Genomic DNA, 18,959 nt, shown 5'->3' on the forward strand with positions numbered 1-18,959 from the left:
AATATTTTTGCTATAATTTTAACAAAAAAAGGTTTATTATTTTGGATTTTTCGTATTTATTGTTAAAAACATTGCCTAGTATGACTTTGGTTTTTAATATCTTAGCTTTATTTTTAGCTTATTTTTTTAAGCAAAATAAGATTTTTTTCTTGCTTTTGTTGATTTTATGTGCTAGGGCTTTATCTTTAGTGGCAAGTGAATATCAAGCGCATTTGTTTATCTCGGTATTTTTACCTTTTTCTTTTGTGCTTTTTGTTTTTTTGCAAGATAGTAAGCTTGTTTTTGAAAGAATTAATTTTATTAAATTTGCGTATTTAGCCTTTATGGGTTTTGTAGCGTTAATACTTAGCACAAGTACTAATTTTAATGCAAGCATTACAAGTGAAATTTTTGGCCTTTCAACGCAATTTTTTAAGCCTATTAGTGAGTTAAGCTTTTGTGTGTTTTGGGTAGGAATGATATTTTTATTATTTTCATATTTTAAAAATAATGATTTTCATTTTTTGCTAGCTTATATGGGCTTGAGCGTGCAATTTTTATTTTACAATAGTGTTGATTTGGGTTATTATGAATTTGCTTCTTTGGTATTGATAGGATTTTTAGTGTATAAAGCTTATAAAATAGCCTTTTTTGACACTTTAACCAATTTGCCAAATTTAAAGGCCTTAAGAAGATATGCCCAAGGACTTGAAAATTTTCATTTAGCCTTGATTGAAGTAAAAAATATCAATGAAATTTATCATCAAAAAGACTCAAAAATGGGTGAGTTTATAATGCATGAATTTGCTAGGATTTTAAAAAAAGCTTTACATGCTAGGGTTTTTAAAGATGATAAGGATTATTTTATTATTGTATTTGAAAATGAAAGTATGGCTTTTGTACAAAGCAAGCTTCAAATGCTTGAAAATTTTATGCAAAAATATTGTTTTGAATTTAAAGAACAAAATGTAAAGTTAGAAATTAAACTTTGTTTATCAAGCAAAAATGAAAACATAGAAGAAAGTTTAAAACAAGCAAAATTAGAACTTAGAAGACAAAAGGATTAAAATGTTAGATTTGATTTTTAGAGAGTATGATATAAGAGGGCTTTACCCAAGTGAGTTAAATGGAAAAAGTGTAAAAGCTATAGGCTATGCTTTGGGTTTAGAAATGAAATCAAGGGGTTGTGAGAAAGTAAGCGTAGGCTATGATGCAAGATATAGTGCAAATGAACTTTTTAACTATTTAATCAGCGGTTTAAATAAAGCTAATATGCAAGTTTTCAATATAGGCTTAGCACCAACTCCTATGGGATATTTTAGCTTGTTTTTTGATGATATTTTTGATGCAAATATCATGATAACAGGTTCGCATAATCCAAAAGAATACAATGGCTTTAAAATAACGATTAATAAAGAAAGTTTTTTTGGTGCTGATTTGAAAAAGCTTTCTTTAAAAGTGCAAGAGTATTTAGAACTTGAAATCAATGATGATTTAAGATATGAAAATTATGATATTAAAAGCTTATATATAGACTTTTTAGCTAAACATTTTTCACATCTTAAGGGCTATAAAGAAAAAATCATTATTGATTGTGCAAATGGAGCTACTGGAGTGATTATAAAGCCTTTGGTGGAAAAATTAAATCTTAATGCACAAATTTTATTTGAAAATCCTGATGGAAATTTCCCAAATCACGCGCCCGATCCAACAGAGCTTGAAAATTTACACGCATTGCAAGTTGCGCTAAAAGAAAATGAAAATGCAAAAATGGGCTTTGCTTTTGACGGAGATGGAGATCGCTTGGTGGTTGCAAGTAAAGATTATGTATTTAAGGGCGATGAGCTTTGCTATTTATTTGCTAAAAATATAAAAAATCCTAGAGTTTTAGGTGAAGTAAAATGTTCTAAAAATCTTTTCGATGAGGTAGCTAAATTTGGTTTTATCATGATGGGTAAGACCGGGCATTCTAATATTAAAAAAATGATGAAAGAGCAAAATATAGACATAGCAGCAGAGCTTAGCGGGCATATTTTCTTTAAAGATAGATATTTTGGTTATGATGATGGAATTTATGCATTTTTAAGAACTTTAGAGCTTTTAGCAAATGGTTTTGATATAGAAAAATTAGTTAAAGAATTACCAAAACTTTATGCAAGTGAAGAGATTAAGCTTAAGGTTAGTGAAGAAAATAAATTTCAAATCATAGAAAAATTTAAAGAAAAAATAAAAGCAAATGCTTTTGAAAATGTGCTTGATTGTAATGAAATTGACGGAGTTAGAATTACCTTTAAAGAAGGCTGGGCGCTTTTGCGTGCTTCTAATACAAGTCCATATCTTATCATGCGTGCTGAAGCTACAAGTGCTGAATTTAAAGACTTTTTAGAAACAAGAGTAAAAGAACTTTTTGAAGAAATCATAAAAGAGCTTGCATAAGTTCTTTTACATCAATATTTTTTGTGTATAAATATGCTCTTAAGAGTTTAGGGATTTTTGCTTTTCTATAAATTTCTTTAAATTCTTTTGACATTTTCTCACAACTTACAAAAGGAAAAATCAAAACTTTTTCTTGTATATAAACAATGCCTATTTTATGCGAAATCACTCCATCGCCTTTTAAAGCTTCTTGTCTTTGTTTAGCACTTAAAAGTACTCCAAGTTTTTTAAAGCATTTTGCGATTAAACTTTCATCTTTATGAGTAATGTAAATATTTTTAAATTCACAAATATTTTCTTCTTTTAAGTCTTTTTCTAGGTATTTAAAGCTTTTTTTTACTCCATTTGGATAAAGCTTTAAAAACTCATTAGCAAAATTTTTGCGTATGAAATTTCTAAAATATTTTTCATCATCATTACTCTCATCATGAAAATAAGCGATATTGTTGTCTTTTAGATAGTTTGAAATTTCTTCTTTTGGAATTTCAAGCAAGGGTCTTATGATAGTAAAATATTTTCTTTTTTCAATATCTTTAAAACCAAGTAATTCTCTAAGTCCTGCACCTTTGGAAAATTGCATTAAAAACCATTCCAGTTTATCATTTAAATGATGAGCTAGTAAAAGATTATCATAAGAGTGATTTTTGCAAAGTTCTTTAAAAAACTCATAACGCAAAGCTCTTGCATGGGCTTCGAAATTTTTTGTTATCTTGGGTGCAGTTTTGATGTAAATTTTTTTATGAAAATGCTTGGCTAATTCTTTGGCACTTTGCTCTTCTTTATCGCTATTTTTGCGAGTTTTGTAGTTTATAAAAGCAAGGTCAAAATCTACATTTTTTTCTAAAAGCATGAAAAATAAAGCACTAGAATCACTCCCATGAGAAAATGCTAAAAGATTTTTCCCTTGCTTTAAATGATTTAAATATTTGCTATCAATCATTAAACTTTCTTAAAGCTTTTGCAATGAGTTTTTTATCTAAGCTCTGCGTGATTTCACACTCATAAAGCTCACCCATTTCTAAATCGCCACAATCACTTTCACTGATAAGAATTTCTCCATCTATATTTCTATCCCAACGCAAATCTTTTGCGCCGATGAAAAATTCTCCTTCAGAGCTTTGACCTTCACAAAATGCTAAAGTCTTTTTACCAACTTGTTGATTAAAGCTTTTTTCTATGCAATCATCAACAATTTTTTCTATCACTTTTAATCTTGCATTGATGATTTTACTAGGAATTTGCTCCATTTCAAAAGCTGCAGTATCTTCTTCTTTAGAATAAGCAAAAACACTAATTCTATCAAAACCAAATTCTTTTATAAAAGCGCATAATTCTTCAAAGTCCTCATCACTTTCTCCAGGGTGTCCTACTATAAAACCTGTGCGTAAAAATGAATTTGGAGCTTGTTTCATTAAATTTAAAAGCTCGATTAATTTAGCTTTGTTAGCTCCGCGTTTCATGATTTTAAGCATATTATCACTGATGTGTTGCAAAGGCATGTCAAAGTAATTTACAAAAACTTTTGATTGAATGATTTTTTCTATTACTTCTTTGCTAATGCTTGTTGGGTATAGATATAAAATTCTAGCAGCTTTTATACCTTGGATATTTTCTATAGCTTCAATAAGATTTAAAAGTCCATCTTTTTGATCTTGATCAAACAAATACGAACTTGTATCTTGAGCAATAAAAGAAAAGTCTTTATAGCCTTTTTTAACAAGTTCTTTTACTTCATTTATAATACTTTCTAAGCTTCTTGATTTAAGTTTGCCTTTAAAACTTGGTATAGCGCAAAATGAACATTTTTGATTGCACCCTTCAGCTATTTTGATAAAAGCATGATAGTTTGATCCTGTGATTACACGATTGGTATTTTTATCTTGTAAGTAAGTAGAATTTGAAAAAAGATTAGTTTTTTTAAGTATCATTTCATCAATTTTTTCATAATCTCCCACACCGGTAAAAAGATCAACTTCAGGTAGTTCTTTCATTAATTCTTCGCGGTAGCGCTGCATTAAACAACCTGTTACAACTAACAATGAATCTTTTTTTCTTTGCTCGTGTAGGTCTAAAATCGCATTTATACTTTCTTTTTTAGCACTATCTATAAAGCCACAGGTATTTACAATCAAAACATCAGCTAAGCTTGGCTCATCACAAATTTCATAATCACTTAATCTTCCAAGCATGATTTCACTATCAACTAAATTTTTATTACAACCTAAAGACATTAAAAAAAGTTTTGGCATATTTCTCACTTTAAATGTTTTATTTTTTTGCTAAAATTATAAGATTAAATTATATCAAAATTAGAAAGAAAATTTTTATGGATAATTACGAATACAGCGAACTTTTAAAAAAATTAAAAAACAAAGTTGGAAATATAGCTTCTATTATTAAGCCTGAAGAGATAAAAGCAAGATTAAAAGAAATAGAAAATTTAGAAAATTCCCCTTCTTTTTGGAGTGATGTAAAACAAGCAGGAGTGATAGGTAAAGAAAAAACTAAAATTTCAAATTTATTAAAAAACTACGAGAACGCTTTCAATGCTTTAAATGACGCTAGTGAGCTTTTTGATCTAGCAAATAGTGAAAATGATTTAGATACTATAGAAGCTTTATTTGAAGACGCAAATAAGCTAGAAGATCTTATTGTAAATCTTGAAATTTCTATGCTTTTAAGTGGGGAAAATGATGGTAAAAATGCTATAGTTTCCATTCACCCAGGAGCAGGTGGAACGGAGAGTAATGACTGGGCTAGCATGCTTTATAGGATGTATTTGAGATTTTGTGAAAGAGAAGGCTTTAAAGTAGAAACACTTGACTTTCAAGAGGGCGAAGAAGCAGGACTTAAAGATGTTAGCTTTTTAGTAAAAGGTGAAAATGCTTATGGGTATTTAAAAGCTGAAAATGGCATTCATCGTTTAGTAAGAACTTCTCCATTTGATAGTGCAGGACGTCGTCATACGAGTTTTTCTAGTGTGATGGTTTCTCCTGAACTTGATGATGATATAGAAATAGAAATTGAAGAAAAAGATATAAGGATTGATTATTATAGAGCAAGCGGGGCAGGTGGACAGCATGTTAATAAAACCGAATCAGCAGTGCGTATAACTCATATGCCAAGTGGTATAGTAGTGCAATGTCAAAACGATAGAAGCCAGCATAAAAACAAAGCAACTGCCTTTAAAATGCTAAAATCACGCCTTTATGAGCTTGAGCTTATGAAACAACAAGATGAAGCAAATTCAAGCGAAAAAAGTGAGATAGGCTGGGGTCATCAAATCCGCTCTTATGTGCTTTTTCCTTATCAACAAGTCAAAGACACACGTTCAAATGAAGCTTTTTCACAGGTTGATAATATCTTAGATGGGGATATTAAAAAAATCATAGAAGGTGTTTTAATAGCTCAAAAAGCACAAGATTAATACTACAAAAGGATATTAAATGGAAAAAATTTTAGTTTGTGTGGATGTTTTAGAGCCTTGTAGGGAAAGTTTGCATTATGGGGTGTATTTAGCTAAAAAGCTAGATTTACCTTTAATGTTTTTATACACTATAGAACCAAATTTTACCAATGCTGAATTAGCTTGTAGTTTTGGCATAGGCGCTAGCGGATGTGTGATTGAAGATTTGGTAGAAGAGCAAAGTCAAAAAAATGAAAATCTTTGCAAAAAAGGGCAAAGAATTTTAGAAGAATTTTGTGCTTATGCAAAAGAACAAGGTGTAAAAGAATGCTTTAGTGTGCAAAGAGATGGAGACTTAGAAGAGGTTTTAAAAGAATATAATGATCAAATAAGATTAGCCATAGCAGGTTTAAAAGGCGGGGGTAAGAAAAATAAAATAGGTATTCATACAGAAGAATTAGTAAGAGCTTTAAATGTGCCTATTTTACTTGTAAATTCTGCTTTTAAAGAGATTAAAAGTGTGATGATGGCTTATGATGGGAGTAATTTGGCTAAAAAGGCCATAGAGCAAGCCATTAAAAGACCTATTTTTAAAGAAGCAAAGCGTTATGTAGTAAATGTTTCTAAAGATGAAAAAGCTTCTTGTGAGTTGTTAGCTCAAGTAAGTCAAATTTTTAAAGAAGCAAATTTAAATGTACAAACTCAGCATTTAAGTGGAGAGATTACTCAAGCTTTATTTGATTTTGGTGAGCAAAATGATATAGATTTATTGATTATGGGGGCTTATTCACATCACTGGTTAAAAAGTATTTTATTTGGTAGTTTGACAAATGATATTTTAACTAAGGCTAAAAAACCTTTATTGCTGATTCGCTAATGTTGCACCATAGACTTTTAAATCACTATATTAGCATTTATCATAAAAGCACCAAACAATTTCTTTTTGTTTGGACTTTGCTTGCTATGGTGCCTTTGTTTTGTAGTTTTTTATTTGATGAACTTGCTATTTATGCAACAGGTAAAATTACTTCTGAAATTTTATTTTTAATTTTAAATATTATTCCTATTATGGTGGCTATAGCATTGATGATGTTTTTGCTTATTAGTATTTGGGCTGCTTTTAGTAGTAAGATTAATATTAAAGAAAAATTTTTTATTATTTTATATGCTTATGTTTTGATATGGTTTGCGTATGGGAATTTGTATTATTTTTCTTGCGATGTAGATAATTATAATAGAATGTTAATAGCTACTCAAAAAAATGAAAATTTAGATATTGTGGATTTGCAAGAAAAAATCATAGAAGTGCAGTTTCAAACCCCTATAAGAGGAATTCATAATTTTTGGTCTTTAAATGATGACTTAAAACCTCAAATTCAAAATAGAATAAAAGGTTTGGTTGATTGTTATTATTTTAGCGGAGTTACTATGCTAACGATAGGTTTTGGCGATGTAACACCTGTTAGTTCTTTGTTAAGATTATTTAGCGTATTTCAAGGATTTTTAGGGCAAGTGATTGTTGTGATTGCTATGGGGCTTTGGATTAACCAAGCAGGTAAGCAATAGCTTACCTTGCGATTAATGTTTTATAGCATATTTATTTTGTATTTCTTCATGTCCTAGTATTTTTTGAACATTGCAGTTTTTGTTAATATCTAATTTTTTAACATCATGATGAAAATTAGTACAATTGTACAATAAAAACGCCATTGTTTTAGCATTGTGTACATCCCATCTTGATAAATCTTGATTAAATTGTTTGCAGTTTTCAAACATATGTGCCATTGTAACGGCATTATGCACATCCCAATTTTCTACTTTATGATTAAATTTAAGACAATTACAAAACATATACTTAGTATCTTTAACATTTGACATATTCCAAGAAGATAAGTCTTGATCAAAAGATTCACAATCAAAAAACATTCCTTCCATGTTTTCAACATTTCTAACATTCCATTTAGAAATATCATGATTAAAGCTTTTGCAACAATAAAACATATAAGACATATCTTTAACATTTGATACATTCCACTTTTCTATACCATCAAAGTTAGTTCTAGTAGAATAATAGAACAAATAAGACATATCCGTGATTAAGCTTACATCGATTTCATCTAAGGCAATAAGCTCTTCTCTAACAAGAGCAACTAATTCACATTTTGTTTTAGGCGTAAACATGTTAGCTCCTTTTTGGTATTTATTTTCTTTCAACGCAATTATAATACTATTTAAATATAAAGTAGTAAAAAATAAATATTAAATTAATAAAAAATATAAAATACTATAATATGTTTCATTATGAAACATATTATAAAATACAAAAAAACTATAATAAATATAGTATAATTTCAACAGAACTAATTTACAAAAAAAGATCATAACAATGGAAAATAATTCAAAAAATAATATATACTTGTGTAGTTTTGCTGATACTAGACTCGGGACTTCAATTTATAGATTTAAACTACAAGCAGAAGCAATGAATGTGTTTGATGATATCATTATTCATACAGAGGCTAGTTTGCCTTTAGATTTTAAAAATTATTTTAAAGATAAGTTTTATACAAAAGATAAAAAAATCACTAGAGGTTTTGGGTATTGGTGTTGGAAGCCCAAAGTTATATTAATGACTTTAGAACAAATGCAAGAAAATGACATTCTTTTGTATTTAGATATAGGTTTTACTTTTAATCCAAAAAAAAGAAAGCAGCTGTTAGAAGATTTAGATTTTATCAATGAAAATGAAATAGTAGGAATGCAGGTAAAAAGTATTGAGAAAGAATACCAAAAAATGGATACTTTGGTTTTTTATGGATTACACAATAACGAAAAATTTTTAAATTCATTTACCTATGGAGCTGGTTTTATTGGTATAAAAAAAACAACTCAAAATATAAAGATCATACAAGAATGGATGGATGTATATTATCAACATTGGAATTTTATAGATGATAGCCCATCCCGACTTCAGAATTTTACGTGTTTTAAGGAAAGTAGACATGATCAAAGCATATGGAATATATTACGAGAGAAATATAGTATAGCATTTGTTCATGGAAAAGGTTATCATATCGGAGAAAAAGCAGTGCTTTGTGCTAGAGAAAAAATATTTTTTCCAAATACCTCTGAAGAAATGGAACAAATTAAAGATATGATTAGAAAAAGAGATTTTTTTGGATATAAATATGTGTATAATTTAAGAAAATTAAAAAAAAGATTGTTTAAAAAAATATAGTTTTATGATATTAATCTTATAATAAGTATGCAAAAAAATATAAGCCATGTAAATAACAACAATGCCATCAAAAATGGTTTAAAACCTGCATTTTTTAAAATATTTTTATGGATATTTACTCCCAAAGCTACCATAGCCATAGAAAGCAAAAGTGTGTCTATGGTTTGTATGCTTGGTTTTATATAGCTAAGCGCAAAATTGGTATTTAATATCTCAAGTGAGCTAATTCCACATGCAAATAAAAACCATAAGGCAAAATAAGGAATATTTGCTTTAATGGAAATTTTTTCATTATTTTTGCTTAGAAATTTCAATGAAAAAAGACTTAAGAAAATCAAAAAAGGCACTAGCATTAAAACACGCATCATTTTTTCTATGACAGCACTATCTCCTGCTTGCACAGCTTCACCTGCTGCAACAGCATGTGCAACTTCATGCAAGCTTGCTCCCATGAAATACCCCATTTGCTTTAAACTAAAAAAATCAAACCAGCCTAAATTCCAAGCCAAAGGATATAAAAACATCCCCAAAGTTCCAAACACAACCACAGTGCAAACTGCCACGCCAACTTTAGCAGAGCCACCTTTAACAATGCTCTCACTTGCCATCACAGCAGCTGCTCCACAAATGCTTGAGCCACTACTTACAAGTATGCTTTCTTTAAGATCAAGTTTAAATAATTTTCCTAGTAAAAGTCCTATAAAAAAGGTAGAAAACACCACTAAAAATGCTAATAAAATTCCATTTAATCCAACTTTTTCTAAATCATTAAAAGTAATTCTAAAGCCATAAAGTATAATCCCAAGTCTCAAAATTTCTTTTGTTGCTATGTTTAAAACTCCTGATTTTTTAAGTAAATTTGCATTTTGATGTGCTAAATTTCCTATTAAAGCTCCCAAAATCACGGCTATGATTAAAGCTGAAATTCCAAGATTTTTAAAAAAATTAAGCTTAGAAATTGCAAAAGCACAAAAAGCAAGAGTAAAAAGCAGTAAAAAAGCTTCAAATTTTCTATTTTTATATATATTTTTATGCATGAATTTTCCTTTTTTTGTTTTTGTAATATTAATGATTTTTTTATGATAAGTAAAATTAATTTTATTTGATATAATGATTAAAAATATTTATCAAAAGAGTGCTTATGACTTTTAAACAAATAAAATATTTTCAAGCCTTGTGTAGAAATTTAAATTTAAGAGCTTGTGCTAAAGAATTAAATATAACTCAATCTGCTTTATCTTTAGCTATATTTGAACTTGAAAAAAGTTTAAACACCAAGCTTTTTGATAGAAATGCTAAATTTTTAAGCTTAAATGAAAAAGGAAAAGTTTTTTTAAAACAAATCACACCTTTGATTTTAGAATTTGAGCGCATAGAAAAAGCAATGCAAGATGATCAAAGCTATGAAATAAGTATGAAAGTGAGTCAAAATGTAGGCACTTATTTACTAGGATCTTTTTTAGATCAAAAGGCAGAAAATATCAAGTTAAATTTGTCTTTGGATAATAGTCAAAATATCATCAAAGATATTTTAGATAAAGAAATCGATATAGGTTTGATTGAAGGGATTTGCAAAGATAAGGATATAAAAAAGATTAAAATTTGTGATGATGAGCTTATTGTGGTGAGTAAAAATGACTTCAAAAAAGAATTTTTCATAGATGAGTTAAAGGATTTTAAATGGCTAAGTCGTGAGCAAGGTTCAGGTGTAAAAGAAGTGTTTTTAAATGCTTTGCCTAAAGATGTAAGACTTAATTTAGTTTATGAGTTAAACTCAACTGCTATGATAAAAGAGTTAGTTAAAAAAGGTGATTTTTTAGCAGTTTTACCTAAATTTAGTGTTAAAGAAGAACTTGAAGTTAAAAGCTTATTTGAAGTGAGGTTAAAAAATTTTAAAATTTCAAGAGAGCTTTGCTTGATTTATCATAAAAATAAAGAGCCAAGCAAGAAATTTATAAATTTATGTGAGTTTTTAAAACTTTGCGTTCAAAAAGATTTAGTTTAGCTCTTGAATACATTTTTTAAAAAGCTCCCCTCTTTCTTCATAAGATTTAAACTGATCTAAACTCGCACAAGCAGGGCTTAGCAGGGCTACTTCATCATTAGTTAAGTTTTGATTGATTTTTTCTACTGCTTTAGGTAAAAACTCGCAAAAATGTGCTTTTAAATTAGCATTTTTAGCATATTCAAGCATTTTATTAGTGCTTTTTCCTATGGCATAAAGCTCTATATCAAGCTCTTTCATAAAAGTAAATAAAGCACTTAAATCCACTCCCTTATCATCGCCACCTATGATAAGATGAATTTTTTTATCCTTATAGCGTTTAAGAGCAGCTAAACTAGCATCAAGATTAGTTGCTTTAGTATCATTTACCCAAAGTCTATTTTTATGATCAAATATTTCTTCAAGTTTATTTTTTTCTATTTTAAATTCATTTAAAAGCTCGTAAGAGCAACGATCTAGTATGATTTTTTCTATACTTAAAGCAATAAGTGCATCAAGTAAAAATGGGGTTTTAAAATGAATTTTTTCTAAGTCAATTTGCATTTTTTTAGCTAAATCTTGCTCATCTTCATAGCTTATAACATAAGCATGGGTTGGATAAGCCTCATATTTTTTAGGTAAAATTACCACATCATTTTCATTCATTCTTTCAAGCACGCTAAGCTTTGCTTGCTCGTAGTTTTCAAAGCTTTTATGCCAAGAAAGATGATCAGGTGTGATAGGTAAAAGTGCATAAATTTCAGGTTTAGCTTCTTTGGTGTAAAAAAGTGAAAAAGATGAGCTTTCTAAAATCCATAATTTAGCATTAGCGTTCATTTGCGCTAAAGGAATTCCTATGTTTGCTCCCATTTGTGCGTTAATGTGTTTTAAAAGATGGTGTGTCATTTGAGTGGTGGTGGTTTTGCCATTTGTTCCGCTTATCCAAACACTTTTTGGCATGCCATCGTAAAAAAAATCATACTCGCTACTTAAATTTCTTGCTTGCTGTGTGAGAAGATGATCACTTGGAAAGCCAGGACTTGGAATTTCTAAGTCACTTTTTAAGGGATCAAATTCACAAGGTGGTAAAAGTGTATTGCCAAATTCATCTTTACTTATACTTGTAAAATGATCATCATAAATATCGCAATTTCCAAAACGCTGTGCAAAAGCTTTGGTTGTTTTTCCGTATCCAAAAAGTGAAATTTTCATTATCTTAACTTTATACTAATTAATGCAATGATATTTGCAAGTAAGGCTATCATCCAAAAACGCACGATGATTTTATTTTCCACCCAACCTATTTTTTCAAAATGATGATGAATAGGTGCCATTTTAAATACTCTTTTATTAAAGATTTTAAAACTTCCTACTTGCAAAATCACTGAAATAGTTTCTAAAACAAATACAAAACCTATAAGTAAAAGTAAAATTTCATTTTTGCTTACTATACCAAGATAGCCTAAAAATGCCCCTATACTTAAACTCCCACTATCTCCCATAAAAACTTGTGCAGGATAGCAGTTATACCACAAAAATCCCATAAGCGCACCAACCAAAGCTGAGCTTAGCACCACAAGTTCTCCTAGTCCTTGAATTTTAGGTAAAAATAAATAAGAACTATAAATAGCATTTCCACTTAAATACAAAAAAGCACCAAGGCTTAAAAGAGAAAATATAGAAGGCACAGTTGCAAGACCATCAAGCCCATCGGTTAAATTTACAGCATTAGAGCTTGATACAATAACTAAAATCCATAAAAACAACATAAACATACCACTATCAAAAATAGCATGTTTGTAAAAAGGTAAATAAAATTCAGTATTTATATCAAATAAATATAATAACCCAACACAGATAAAAGCAGCACTAAATTGCCCTAGAAGCTTCATTTTTGGGCTTAATCCTGCATGATTGTCTTTTTTTAAAATTTTCCCTAAATCATCCACTAAACCTATAGTGCAAAATAATACCAAACATAATAATCCAACAATTACAAAACTATTGTTTAAATCAGCACTTAAAACACTTGCTATGATAGTAGCAAAGATAAAAACAAGCCCACCCATAGTAGGGGTGTGAGATTTAGCTTGGTGTGATTGTGGAGCGTATTCATAAATAGGTTGATTTGCTTTTTTATTTTGAGCCCATTTAATAAATTTTGGCATTAAATACAAACTCAAAAACAAAGCGATAAAAAATGCAAAACCAGCACGCACGCTAATATAAGAAAAAAACATATAATTTGTATATTCTGTAAGATAAAGCAAAATTTTAACCTTGTATTTGTTTTTTAAAAGCATAATTTTAGTAAAATCACATAAATAAATTATAAAAAAGAGTAAAAAATGAGTCAAAAATGTATTTTGATAATCACAGATGGTATAGGACATAATACAAATTCAAACTTTAATGCTTTTTTTCATGCTAAAAAGCCAACTTATGATAAGCTTTTTGAAAATACCCCTAATGTTTTGATAAAAACAAGCGGTTTAGCGGTTGGCTTACCTGAAGGTCAAATGGGTAATAGCGAAGTAGGGCATATGTGTATAGGTAGCGGACGCATAATCTATCAAAATTTAGTCAAGATAAATAAAGCCATAGAAAATGATACTTTAAAAGATAATAAGGCTTTAAAAGATTTATTGCAAAAATGTAAAAGAGTGCATATTATAGGGCTTTATAGTGATGGTGGGGTGCATTCTATGCATACACATTTTAATGCACTTTTAAAAATTTGTAAGCAAGAAAATAAAGAAGTTTTTGCGCATGCAATTAGTGATGGTAGAGATTGTCCTCCAAATTCAGGTTTAGAATTTATAAAATCTTTACAGGAATTTTGCAAAAAAGAAGGGGTTAATTTTGCTTCTTTATCGGGAAGATTTTATGCTATGGATAGAGATAAGCGCTATGATAGGGTTAAGTCTTATTATGATGCTTTATTTGCTAAGGCACAAAAGTGTGATGATTTTGCACAATTTATACAAAAAAGCTATGATGAAAATATCACAGATGAGTTTTTAACACCAGTTATTAGTCAAAACTTTGATGGGATTAAGGCTGAAGATGGTGTGATTTTTATCAATTTTAGAAATGATAGAATGCGTCAATTAGTTGCTTCTTTAACCCAAGAAAGCTTTAATGAATTTTCAAAAGAAGTACTTGTAAAAAATGCCATTACTATGAGTTTGTATGATGAGAGTTTTAAACTACCTGTGATGTTTGAAAAAGAAGAATTAAATAATACCTTAGCTTCTGTGATAGCTAATGCAAATTTAAGCCAACTTCACACAGCTGAAACAGAAAAATACGCTCATGTAACCTTTTTCTTTAATGGGGGAAAAGAAGAATTAGAGTGTAATGAAACAAGAGTTTTAATTCCAAGTCCTAAGGTAAAAACATACGATGAAAAACCTCAAATGAGCGCAAAAGAAGTAGCAGATGAGGTAATTAAGGGTATAGAAAATGGTATGGATTTTATCGTAGTAAATTTTGCAAATGGTGATATGGTAGGACATACGGGTGATTTTGAAGCTGCAATTAGTGCGGTTGAATGTGTGGATGAGTGTTTGGGTAGGGTTATTGCTAAAGCAAGAGAGTATGATTATGCTTTTATTATTACTTCAGATCATGGAAATTGTGAAGCAATGAGGGATGAAAATGAAAATATGCTCACTAATCACACAACCTTTGATGTTTTTGCCTTTGTAGAAGCTAAAGGAGTAGAAAAGCTTAAAAAAGGTATGGGGCTTAGTAATATAGCACCAAGTGTGCTTAAAATTTTAAACTTACCTATTCCAAAAGAAATGGATGAGGCTTTATTTTAATTTAAAGGAGAACAATGAAATTTAGTGGAAAAAATGTTTTAATAACAGGTGCAAGTAAAGGTATAGGTGCAGCAATAGCTAAAGAATTAGCAAGTTATGGTTTAAAAGTTTGGATTAATTATAGAAGCAAGCCTGAACTTGCTGATGCGTTAAAAGAAGAGATAGAAAAAAGTGGTGGCACTGCAGCTGTGATTAAATTTGATGCAAGTGTTGAAGAAGAATTTACAAGCGCTATTGCAACTATAGTAGAATGTGATGGTGAGCTTAGTTATTTAGTTAATAATGCAGGTATTACTAATGATAAATTAGCGCTTAGAATGAGTATGGATGATTTTTCTTCAGTGATTAATGCTAATTTAAATTCAAGCTTTTTAGGTTGTAGAGAGGCGTTAAAAACTATGAGTAAAAAGCGTTTTGGCGCGGTTGTAAATATTGCTTCTATAGTTGGAGAAATGGGAAATGCAGGTCAAACTAATTATAGTGCTAGTAAAGGCGGTATGATAGCATTAACAAAATCTTTTGCTAAAGAAGGTGCAGCAAGAAATATAAGATATAACTGCATTACCCCAGGTTTTATAAAAAGTGATATGACTGAAGTTTTAAGTGATGAAATAAAACAAAATTATATTAACAATATCCCTTTGAAACGTTTTGCAGATGCAAGCGAGGTAGCTCAAGCTGTGGCGTTTTTATTAAGCAATCATTCTTCTTATATTACAGGGGAAATTTTAAAAGTCAATGGTGGGCTTTATATGTAAGCAAGGTTTTAACCTTGCTTAGTTTTTATAGCCACTACTGCTATAGCAAAACCCCCATCATGTGCTACGCTTACACTTGCTGACTTGATTTTAAATTCTTGCGTGACTTTTTGAGAAAAACTAATATGTGGAGCATTTTTATTATCTTTAGAGATGATGATGTCAAAAAAAGAACATTCTTTAGAAATTCCAACCCCCAAAGCCTTGGAAGCAGCTTCTTTAATAGCCCAAAATCCGGCTAGAGTGTTGGTATTTTTTATATAACTTTGCTCTTGCTTGGATAAAAATTTATCCAAGAAAAGCGTTTTGTGTCTTTCATAAATTTTTTCTATGCGAGAGCATACGACTATGTCACAGCCTATCATTAAGATACTACAAAGTCAGTAAAATAAATATTTTTGATAAAACCATCGGTTAAAACCTCATTGATTTTACCAGTTAATTCATCTTTTAATCTTTCTTTACCCTTTGTGGTACTTACTTCTTCAAAGGTTTTTGAAGTTAAAGTTCTAATGATAATATCTCTAATAATAGCAACTTTTTTATCAAGTTCAGGGGTTAGGGTTTCGACATTTTGTTCAAGTTGAATGGTGCATTTTACATATCTTGATCCACCATCGCTTAATAAATTTAGTGTAAAAGGTGCTAAAGGATACATCACGCCAATATTTGCATAATCACTCCCTCTAGCTGCTACTGCATTTGTTTTTTTAGGAGCTTGTGCAACTTGTGCGCTTTCTTCAGCTTGCGGAGCAGGATTTTCTTCAGAACCACCACTAAACATTAAATAAGCAATCGCTCCTACGATTACAAGTAAAAATACAAATAAAAATACAACGATAATAATTACTAAAGTATTGCCACCTTTTTTCTTTGATTCGCCTTGTTCATCCATTATATCATCAGCCATATTTTTCCTTTTATAAAATTTAAAGTGTTATTGTATCAAAAATTATAATTTTTTTAAATTATGATTATTTAATCTTTTGTAAATGTCTATAAACACTAGGCTCTGAAATACTCAAAAGCTCAGCAACCTTAGGAATAACACCTTTTACATTAAATACGCCTTTTTCATATAAACTAGCTATCATTTTTTGCTTTTCTTTTGGTTTTAAACTTTTATTTTTAAAACTTTCTATATCCATACCTGAAATATCTTCAATGATTTCTTCTAGATCAAGTTTTATATATTCTTTATTTTCTTGTTCAGGACTTTCATAAGAATTATCATAAATATTTCCAAGATTTAAAATTTCATCAGAGATTTTTTTAAATGCTGAAGTATCATGATTAATGCAAAGCAAACCCTCAAGTTTTTCATCTTTTTTGATAAAAAAAGTAGAGCCTGACATTACTTGTGAGATTTTAGCCGAGGTTTTATAATGTGTTATATAATCACGCTCTAAATAGATTTTATTTTTAATCATTTCAATAGCAAAACCAGTTAGAGGTGAGTTTATAGTTCTTTTACTAATATGGTTATTAGCTATTTCTGCTATATTAGCTCCATCTTCGCTTACATCGTGCAAGACTATTTCATAATTTCTACCCAAGGCTTCTGCAAGAAATTTAACTAATTTAATATAATAAGTTCTTGTTTCCTTATCCATAAGCTCTCCTTTTTTTATTAATTTTGTAGTAAAAATATTTAAAATAAGAATGCTTATTCTTATTTTTTAACAATTTTAATACAAAATAAAAATAATTATGCTTAAAAAAAGATTATTTTTTTAAAAATAAGAATTTTATAATCATTTTTTAAATAATGATAATTTTTATCGTTTAATTTTATTTTAATAATATAGGGATATAATTTATCAAATAATAAAAATTATTATTTAAAAAGGAGACACAATGAAAAAACTAACAAATGATTTTGGAAATATCATAGCTGATAATCAAAATTCACTAAGTGCAGGTGCTAAAGGTCCGCTTTTAATGCAAGATTATATTTTACTTGAAAAACTTGCTCATCAAAATAGGGAAAGAATTCCAGAAAGAACAGTACATGCAAAAGGAAGTGGTGCTTATGGAGAACTTAAAATTACTAAAGATATTTCTCAATACACTAAAGCAAAAGTTTTACAGCTTGGAGAAAATACGCCTTTATTTATAAGATTTTCAACCGTTGCAGGTGAAGCAGGTGCTGCTGATGCTGAAAGAGATGTAAGAGGTTTTGCTATTAAATTTTATACTAAAGAAGGAAATTGGGATTTAGTAGGTAATAATACTCCGACATTTTTTATAAGAGATGCATATAAATTTCCTGATTTTATCCATACTCAAAAAAGAGATCCAAGAACTCATCTAAGAAGCAATAATGCTGCATGGGATTTTTGGAGCCTTTGTCCTGAAAGCTTACACCAAGTTACTATTTTAATGAGCGATAGGGGAATTCCTGCAAGTTATCGTCATATGCATGGTTTTGGAAGTCACACTTATAGTTTAATTAATGATAAAAATGAAAGATTTTGGGTGAAATTTCATTTTAAAACCAAGCAAGGTATTAAAAATTTAACTAATGAGGAAGCGGCAAATTTAATAGCAAATGATAGAGAAAGTCATCAAAGAGATTTATATGAAGCTATTGAAAAAGGAGATTTTCCAAAATGGACTTTCCAAATTCAAGTTTTAAAAGAAGATGAAGCAGAAAAATTAGGTTTTAATCCTTTTGATTTAACTAAAGTTTGGCCACATAGTATTGTGCCTTTAATAGAAGTAGGTGAATTAGTACTTAATAAAAATGTACAAAATTACTTTAATGAAGTAGAACAAGCTGCATTTAGCCCAAGTAATATCGTTCCTGGTATTGGTTTTAGTCCTGATAAAATGCTACAAGCTAGAATCTTTTCTTATCCTGATGCACACAGATATCGCATAGGGACAAATTATCATTTATTGCCAGTTAATCGTGCAAAAAGTGAAGTAAATACTTATAATGTAGCAGGGGCTATGAATTTTGACACTTATAAAAATGGTCTAGCTTATTATGAGCCAAATAGTTATGATGATAGCCCAAAAGAAGATAAAAGCTATCTTGAGCCTGACTTAGCACTTGAAGGTAGCGCGCAAAGATATGCTCCACTTGATGATGATTTTTACACCCAACCAAGAGCCTTGTTTGATATAATGAACCAAGATCAAAAAGAGCAATTATTTAAAAATATCGCTGCTTCTATGAGTGGAGTTGATGAAAAAATTATTGCTAGAGTATTAAGTCATTTTGAAAAAATTTCAAGTGAATATGCAAATGGCGTTAAAAAAGCTTTGAAAATGTAATTTTTACTTGCCACTTTAAAGTGGCAAACTAAAGATTATAAAAGGAAAA

General features: G+C 29.4%; 19 protein-coding genes. 10 read left to right on the top strand and 9 right to left on the bottom strand.

Going from position 1 to position 18,959, the window contains the following annotated elements; all coding sequences use genetic code 11:
• Positions 1–41: 41 nt before the first annotated feature.
• Both L8W68_RS02510 and L8W68_RS02515 read left to right on the top strand, forming a co-directional pair.
• Positions 42–1,046: a GGDEF domain-containing protein gene (locus tag L8W68_RS02510; protein WP_263674880.1), complete on the top strand. Its 1,005-nt coding sequence runs from the start codon at positions 42–44 to the stop codon at positions 1,044–1,046.
• A 1-nt stretch (position 1,047) separates the two neighbouring features.
• On the top strand, positions 1,048–2,415 hold the full coding sequence (locus tag L8W68_RS02515) for a phosphomannomutase/phosphoglucomutase (RefSeq protein ID WP_263674881.1): 1,368 nt from the start codon (positions 1,048–1,050) through the stop codon (positions 2,413–2,415).
• Here L8W68_RS02515 and tilS read toward each other — a convergent pair.
• A complete protein-coding gene (tilS, locus tag L8W68_RS02520; protein ID WP_263674882.1) occupies positions 2,396–3,355 on the bottom strand; it encodes a tRNA lysidine(34) synthetase TilS in 960 nt (319 codons plus the stop codon). The two genes, L8W68_RS02515 and tilS, sit on opposite strands and share 20 nt — an antisense overlap.
• Positions 3,348–4,664 carry a 30S ribosomal protein S12 methylthiotransferase RimO gene (gene rimO / locus L8W68_RS02525; RefSeq protein WP_263674883.1) on the bottom strand — a complete coding sequence of 439 codons (1,317 nt, stop codon included), beginning with the start codon at positions 4,662–4,664 and terminating at the stop codon, positions 3,348–3,350. The genes tilS and rimO overlap by 8 nt, the downstream gene beginning before the upstream one ends.
• 77 nt (positions 4,665–4,741) lie before the next feature.
• Here rimO and prfB point away from each other — a divergent pair, with 77 nt between their 5' ends.
• The 3 genes from prfB to L8W68_RS02540 are packed head-to-tail and all read left to right on the top strand — an operon-like array spanning position 4,742 to position 7,387.
• On the top strand, positions 4,742–5,842 hold the full coding sequence (prfB, locus tag L8W68_RS02530) for a peptide chain release factor 2 (protein WP_047207962.1): 1,101 nt from the start codon (positions 4,742–4,744) through the stop codon (positions 5,840–5,842).
• Positions 5,843–5,861: 19 nt separating this feature from the next.
• On the top strand, positions 5,862–6,698 hold the full coding sequence (locus tag L8W68_RS02535) for a universal stress protein (RefSeq protein ID WP_263674884.1): 837 nt from the start codon (positions 5,862–5,864) through the stop codon (positions 6,696–6,698).
• Positions 6,698–7,387 carry a potassium channel family protein gene (locus tag L8W68_RS02540; RefSeq protein ID WP_263674885.1) on the top strand — a complete coding sequence of 230 codons (690 nt, stop codon included), beginning with the start codon at positions 6,698–6,700 and terminating at the stop codon, positions 7,385–7,387. Before L8W68_RS02535 ends, L8W68_RS02540 begins: the two co-directional genes overlap by 1 nt.
• A 12-nt stretch (positions 7,388–7,399) precedes the next feature.
• Here the strand turns inward: L8W68_RS02540 and L8W68_RS02545 are convergent, their stop codons facing one another.
• Complete coding sequence (locus L8W68_RS02545; RefSeq protein WP_263674886.1) at positions 7,400–8,002, bottom strand: BspA family leucine-rich repeat surface protein; 603 nt, start codon at positions 8,000–8,002, stop codon at positions 7,400–7,402.
• A gap of 205 nt (positions 8,003–8,207) precedes the next feature.
• On the opposite strand from L8W68_RS02545, the gene L8W68_RS02550 reads away from it, so the two are divergent.
• A complete protein-coding gene (locus L8W68_RS02550) occupies positions 8,208–9,059 on the top strand; it encodes a hypothetical protein (protein WP_263674887.1) in 852 nt (283 codons plus the stop codon).
• A gap of 2 nt (positions 9,060–9,061) precedes the next feature.
• On the opposite strand, the gene L8W68_RS02555 is transcribed toward L8W68_RS02550, so the two are convergent.
• Positions 9,062–10,096 carry a YeiH family protein gene (locus L8W68_RS02555; RefSeq protein WP_263674888.1) on the bottom strand — a complete coding sequence of 345 codons (1,035 nt, stop codon included), beginning with the start codon at positions 10,094–10,096 and terminating at the stop codon, positions 9,062–9,064.
• A gap of 104 nt (positions 10,097–10,200) precedes the next feature.
• On the opposite strand from L8W68_RS02555, the gene L8W68_RS02560 reads away from it, so the two are divergent.
• A complete protein-coding gene (locus tag L8W68_RS02560) occupies positions 10,201–11,064 on the top strand; it encodes a LysR family transcriptional regulator (RefSeq protein ID WP_263674889.1) in 864 nt (287 codons plus the stop codon).
• Here L8W68_RS02560 and murD read toward each other — a convergent pair.
• Complete coding sequence (gene murD / locus L8W68_RS02565; protein ID WP_263674890.1) at positions 11,056–12,255, bottom strand: UDP-N-acetylmuramoyl-L-alanine--D-glutamate ligase; 1,200 nt, start codon at positions 12,253–12,255, stop codon at positions 11,056–11,058. The two genes, L8W68_RS02560 and murD, sit on opposite strands and share 9 nt — an antisense overlap.
• Positions 12,255–13,313: a phospho-N-acetylmuramoyl-pentapeptide-transferase gene (mraY, locus tag L8W68_RS02570; protein ID WP_263674891.1), complete on the bottom strand. Its 1,059-nt coding sequence runs from the start codon at positions 13,311–13,313 to the stop codon at positions 12,255–12,257. Before mraY ends, murD begins: the two co-directional genes overlap by 1 nt.
• A 78-nt stretch (positions 13,314–13,391) precedes the next feature.
• On the opposite strand from mraY, the gene gpmI reads away from it, so the two are divergent.
• Both gpmI and fabG read left to right on the top strand, forming a co-directional pair.
• Positions 13,392–14,870, top strand: coding sequence for a 2,3-bisphosphoglycerate-independent phosphoglycerate mutase (gene gpmI, locus L8W68_RS02575; protein WP_263674892.1), 1,479 nt, complete (start codon positions 13,392–13,394; stop codon positions 14,868–14,870).
• Between the two features lie 14 nt (positions 14,871–14,884).
• Positions 14,885–15,628 (top strand): 3-oxoacyl-ACP reductase FabG, encoded by a 744-nt coding sequence (fabG, locus tag L8W68_RS02580; protein ID WP_263674893.1) that lies wholly within the window; start codon positions 14,885–14,887, stop codon positions 15,626–15,628.
• An 8-nt stretch (positions 15,629–15,636) separates the two neighbouring features.
• On the opposite strand, the gene acpS is transcribed toward fabG, so the two are convergent.
• The 3 genes from acpS to L8W68_RS02595 form a co-directional block, all read right to left on the bottom strand.
• On the bottom strand, positions 15,637–15,993 hold the full coding sequence (gene acpS / locus L8W68_RS02585) for a holo-ACP synthase (RefSeq protein WP_263674894.1): 357 nt from the start codon (positions 15,991–15,993) through the stop codon (positions 15,637–15,639).
• A complete protein-coding gene (gene fliL, locus L8W68_RS02590; protein WP_412175552.1) occupies positions 15,993–16,538 on the bottom strand; it encodes a flagellar basal body-associated protein FliL in 546 nt (181 codons plus the stop codon). The genes acpS and fliL overlap by 1 nt, the downstream gene beginning before the upstream one ends.
• Positions 16,539–16,602: 64 nt before the next feature.
• Positions 16,603–17,241 carry a transcriptional regulator gene (locus tag L8W68_RS02595; RefSeq protein ID WP_263674895.1) on the bottom strand — a complete coding sequence of 213 codons (639 nt, stop codon included), beginning with the start codon at positions 17,239–17,241 and terminating at the stop codon, positions 16,603–16,605.
• A 244-nt stretch (positions 17,242–17,485) separates the two neighbouring features.
• Here L8W68_RS02595 and L8W68_RS02600 point away from each other — a divergent pair, with 244 nt between their 5' ends.
• Entirely contained in the window at positions 17,486–18,910 is a 1,425-nt protein-coding gene (locus L8W68_RS02600) for a catalase (protein WP_263674896.1), read from the top strand.
• Positions 18,911–18,959 lie beyond the last annotated feature (49 nt).

It is taken from the genome of Campylobacter sp. FU_497 (genome assembly GCF_025772425.1).
Classification (GTDB): domain Bacteria; phylum Campylobacterota; class Campylobacteria; order Campylobacterales; family Campylobacteraceae; genus Campylobacter_D; species Campylobacter_D lari_C.

Bases quoted from the DNA above. Each gene is read 5' to 3' on its own strand.
- prfB (WP_047207962.1), top strand. From the start codon at position 4,742: ATGGATAATTACGAATACAGCGAACTTTTAAAAAAATTAAAAAACAAA.
- L8W68_RS02540 (WP_263674885.1), top strand. From the start codon at position 6,698: ATGTTGCACCATAGACTTTTAAATCACTATATTAGCATTTATCATAAA.
- L8W68_RS02600 (WP_263674896.1), top strand. From the start codon at position 17,486: ATGAAAAAACTAACAAATGATTTTGGAAATATCATAGCTGATAATCAA.
- rimO (WP_263674883.1), bottom strand. From the start codon at position 4,664: ATGCCAAAACTTTTTTTAATGTCTTTAGGTTGTAATAAAAATTTAGTT.
- fliL (WP_412175552.1), bottom strand. From the start codon at position 16,538: ATGGCTGATGATATAATGGATGAACAAGGCGAATCAAAGAAAAAAGGT.
- L8W68_RS02545 (WP_263674886.1), bottom strand. From the start codon at position 8,002: ATGTTTACGCCTAAAACAAAATGTGAATTAGTTGCTCTTGTTAGAGAA.
- L8W68_RS02555 (WP_263674888.1), bottom strand. From the start codon at position 10,096: ATGCATAAAAATATATATAAAAATAGAAAATTTGAAGCTTTTTTACTG.
- gpmI (WP_263674892.1), top strand. From the start codon at position 13,392: ATGAGTCAAAAATGTATTTTGATAATCACAGATGGTATAGGACATAAT.
- L8W68_RS02535 (WP_263674884.1), top strand. From the start codon at position 5,862: ATGGAAAAAATTTTAGTTTGTGTGGATGTTTTAGAGCCTTGTAGGGAA.
- tilS (WP_263674882.1), bottom strand. From the start codon at position 3,355: ATGATTGATAGCAAATATTTAAATCATTTAAAGCAAGGGAAAAATCTT.
- L8W68_RS02595 (WP_263674895.1), bottom strand. From the start codon at position 17,241: ATGGATAAGGAAACAAGAACTTATTATATTAAATTAGTTAAATTTCTT.
- L8W68_RS02560 (WP_263674889.1), top strand. From the start codon at position 10,201: ATGACTTTTAAACAAATAAAATATTTTCAAGCCTTGTGTAGAAATTTA.
- L8W68_RS02515 (WP_263674881.1), top strand. From the start codon at position 1,048: ATGTTAGATTTGATTTTTAGAGAGTATGATATAAGAGGGCTTTACCCA.
- murD (WP_263674890.1), bottom strand. From the start codon at position 12,255: ATGAAAATTTCACTTTTTGGATACGGAAAAACAACCAAAGCTTTTGCA.
- acpS (WP_263674894.1), bottom strand. From the start codon at position 15,993: ATGATAGGCTGTGACATAGTCGTATGCTCTCGCATAGAAAAAATTTAT.
- fabG (WP_263674893.1), top strand. From the start codon at position 14,885: ATGAAATTTAGTGGAAAAAATGTTTTAATAACAGGTGCAAGTAAAGGT.
- L8W68_RS02550 (WP_263674887.1), top strand. From the start codon at position 8,208: ATGGAAAATAATTCAAAAAATAATATATACTTGTGTAGTTTTGCTGAT.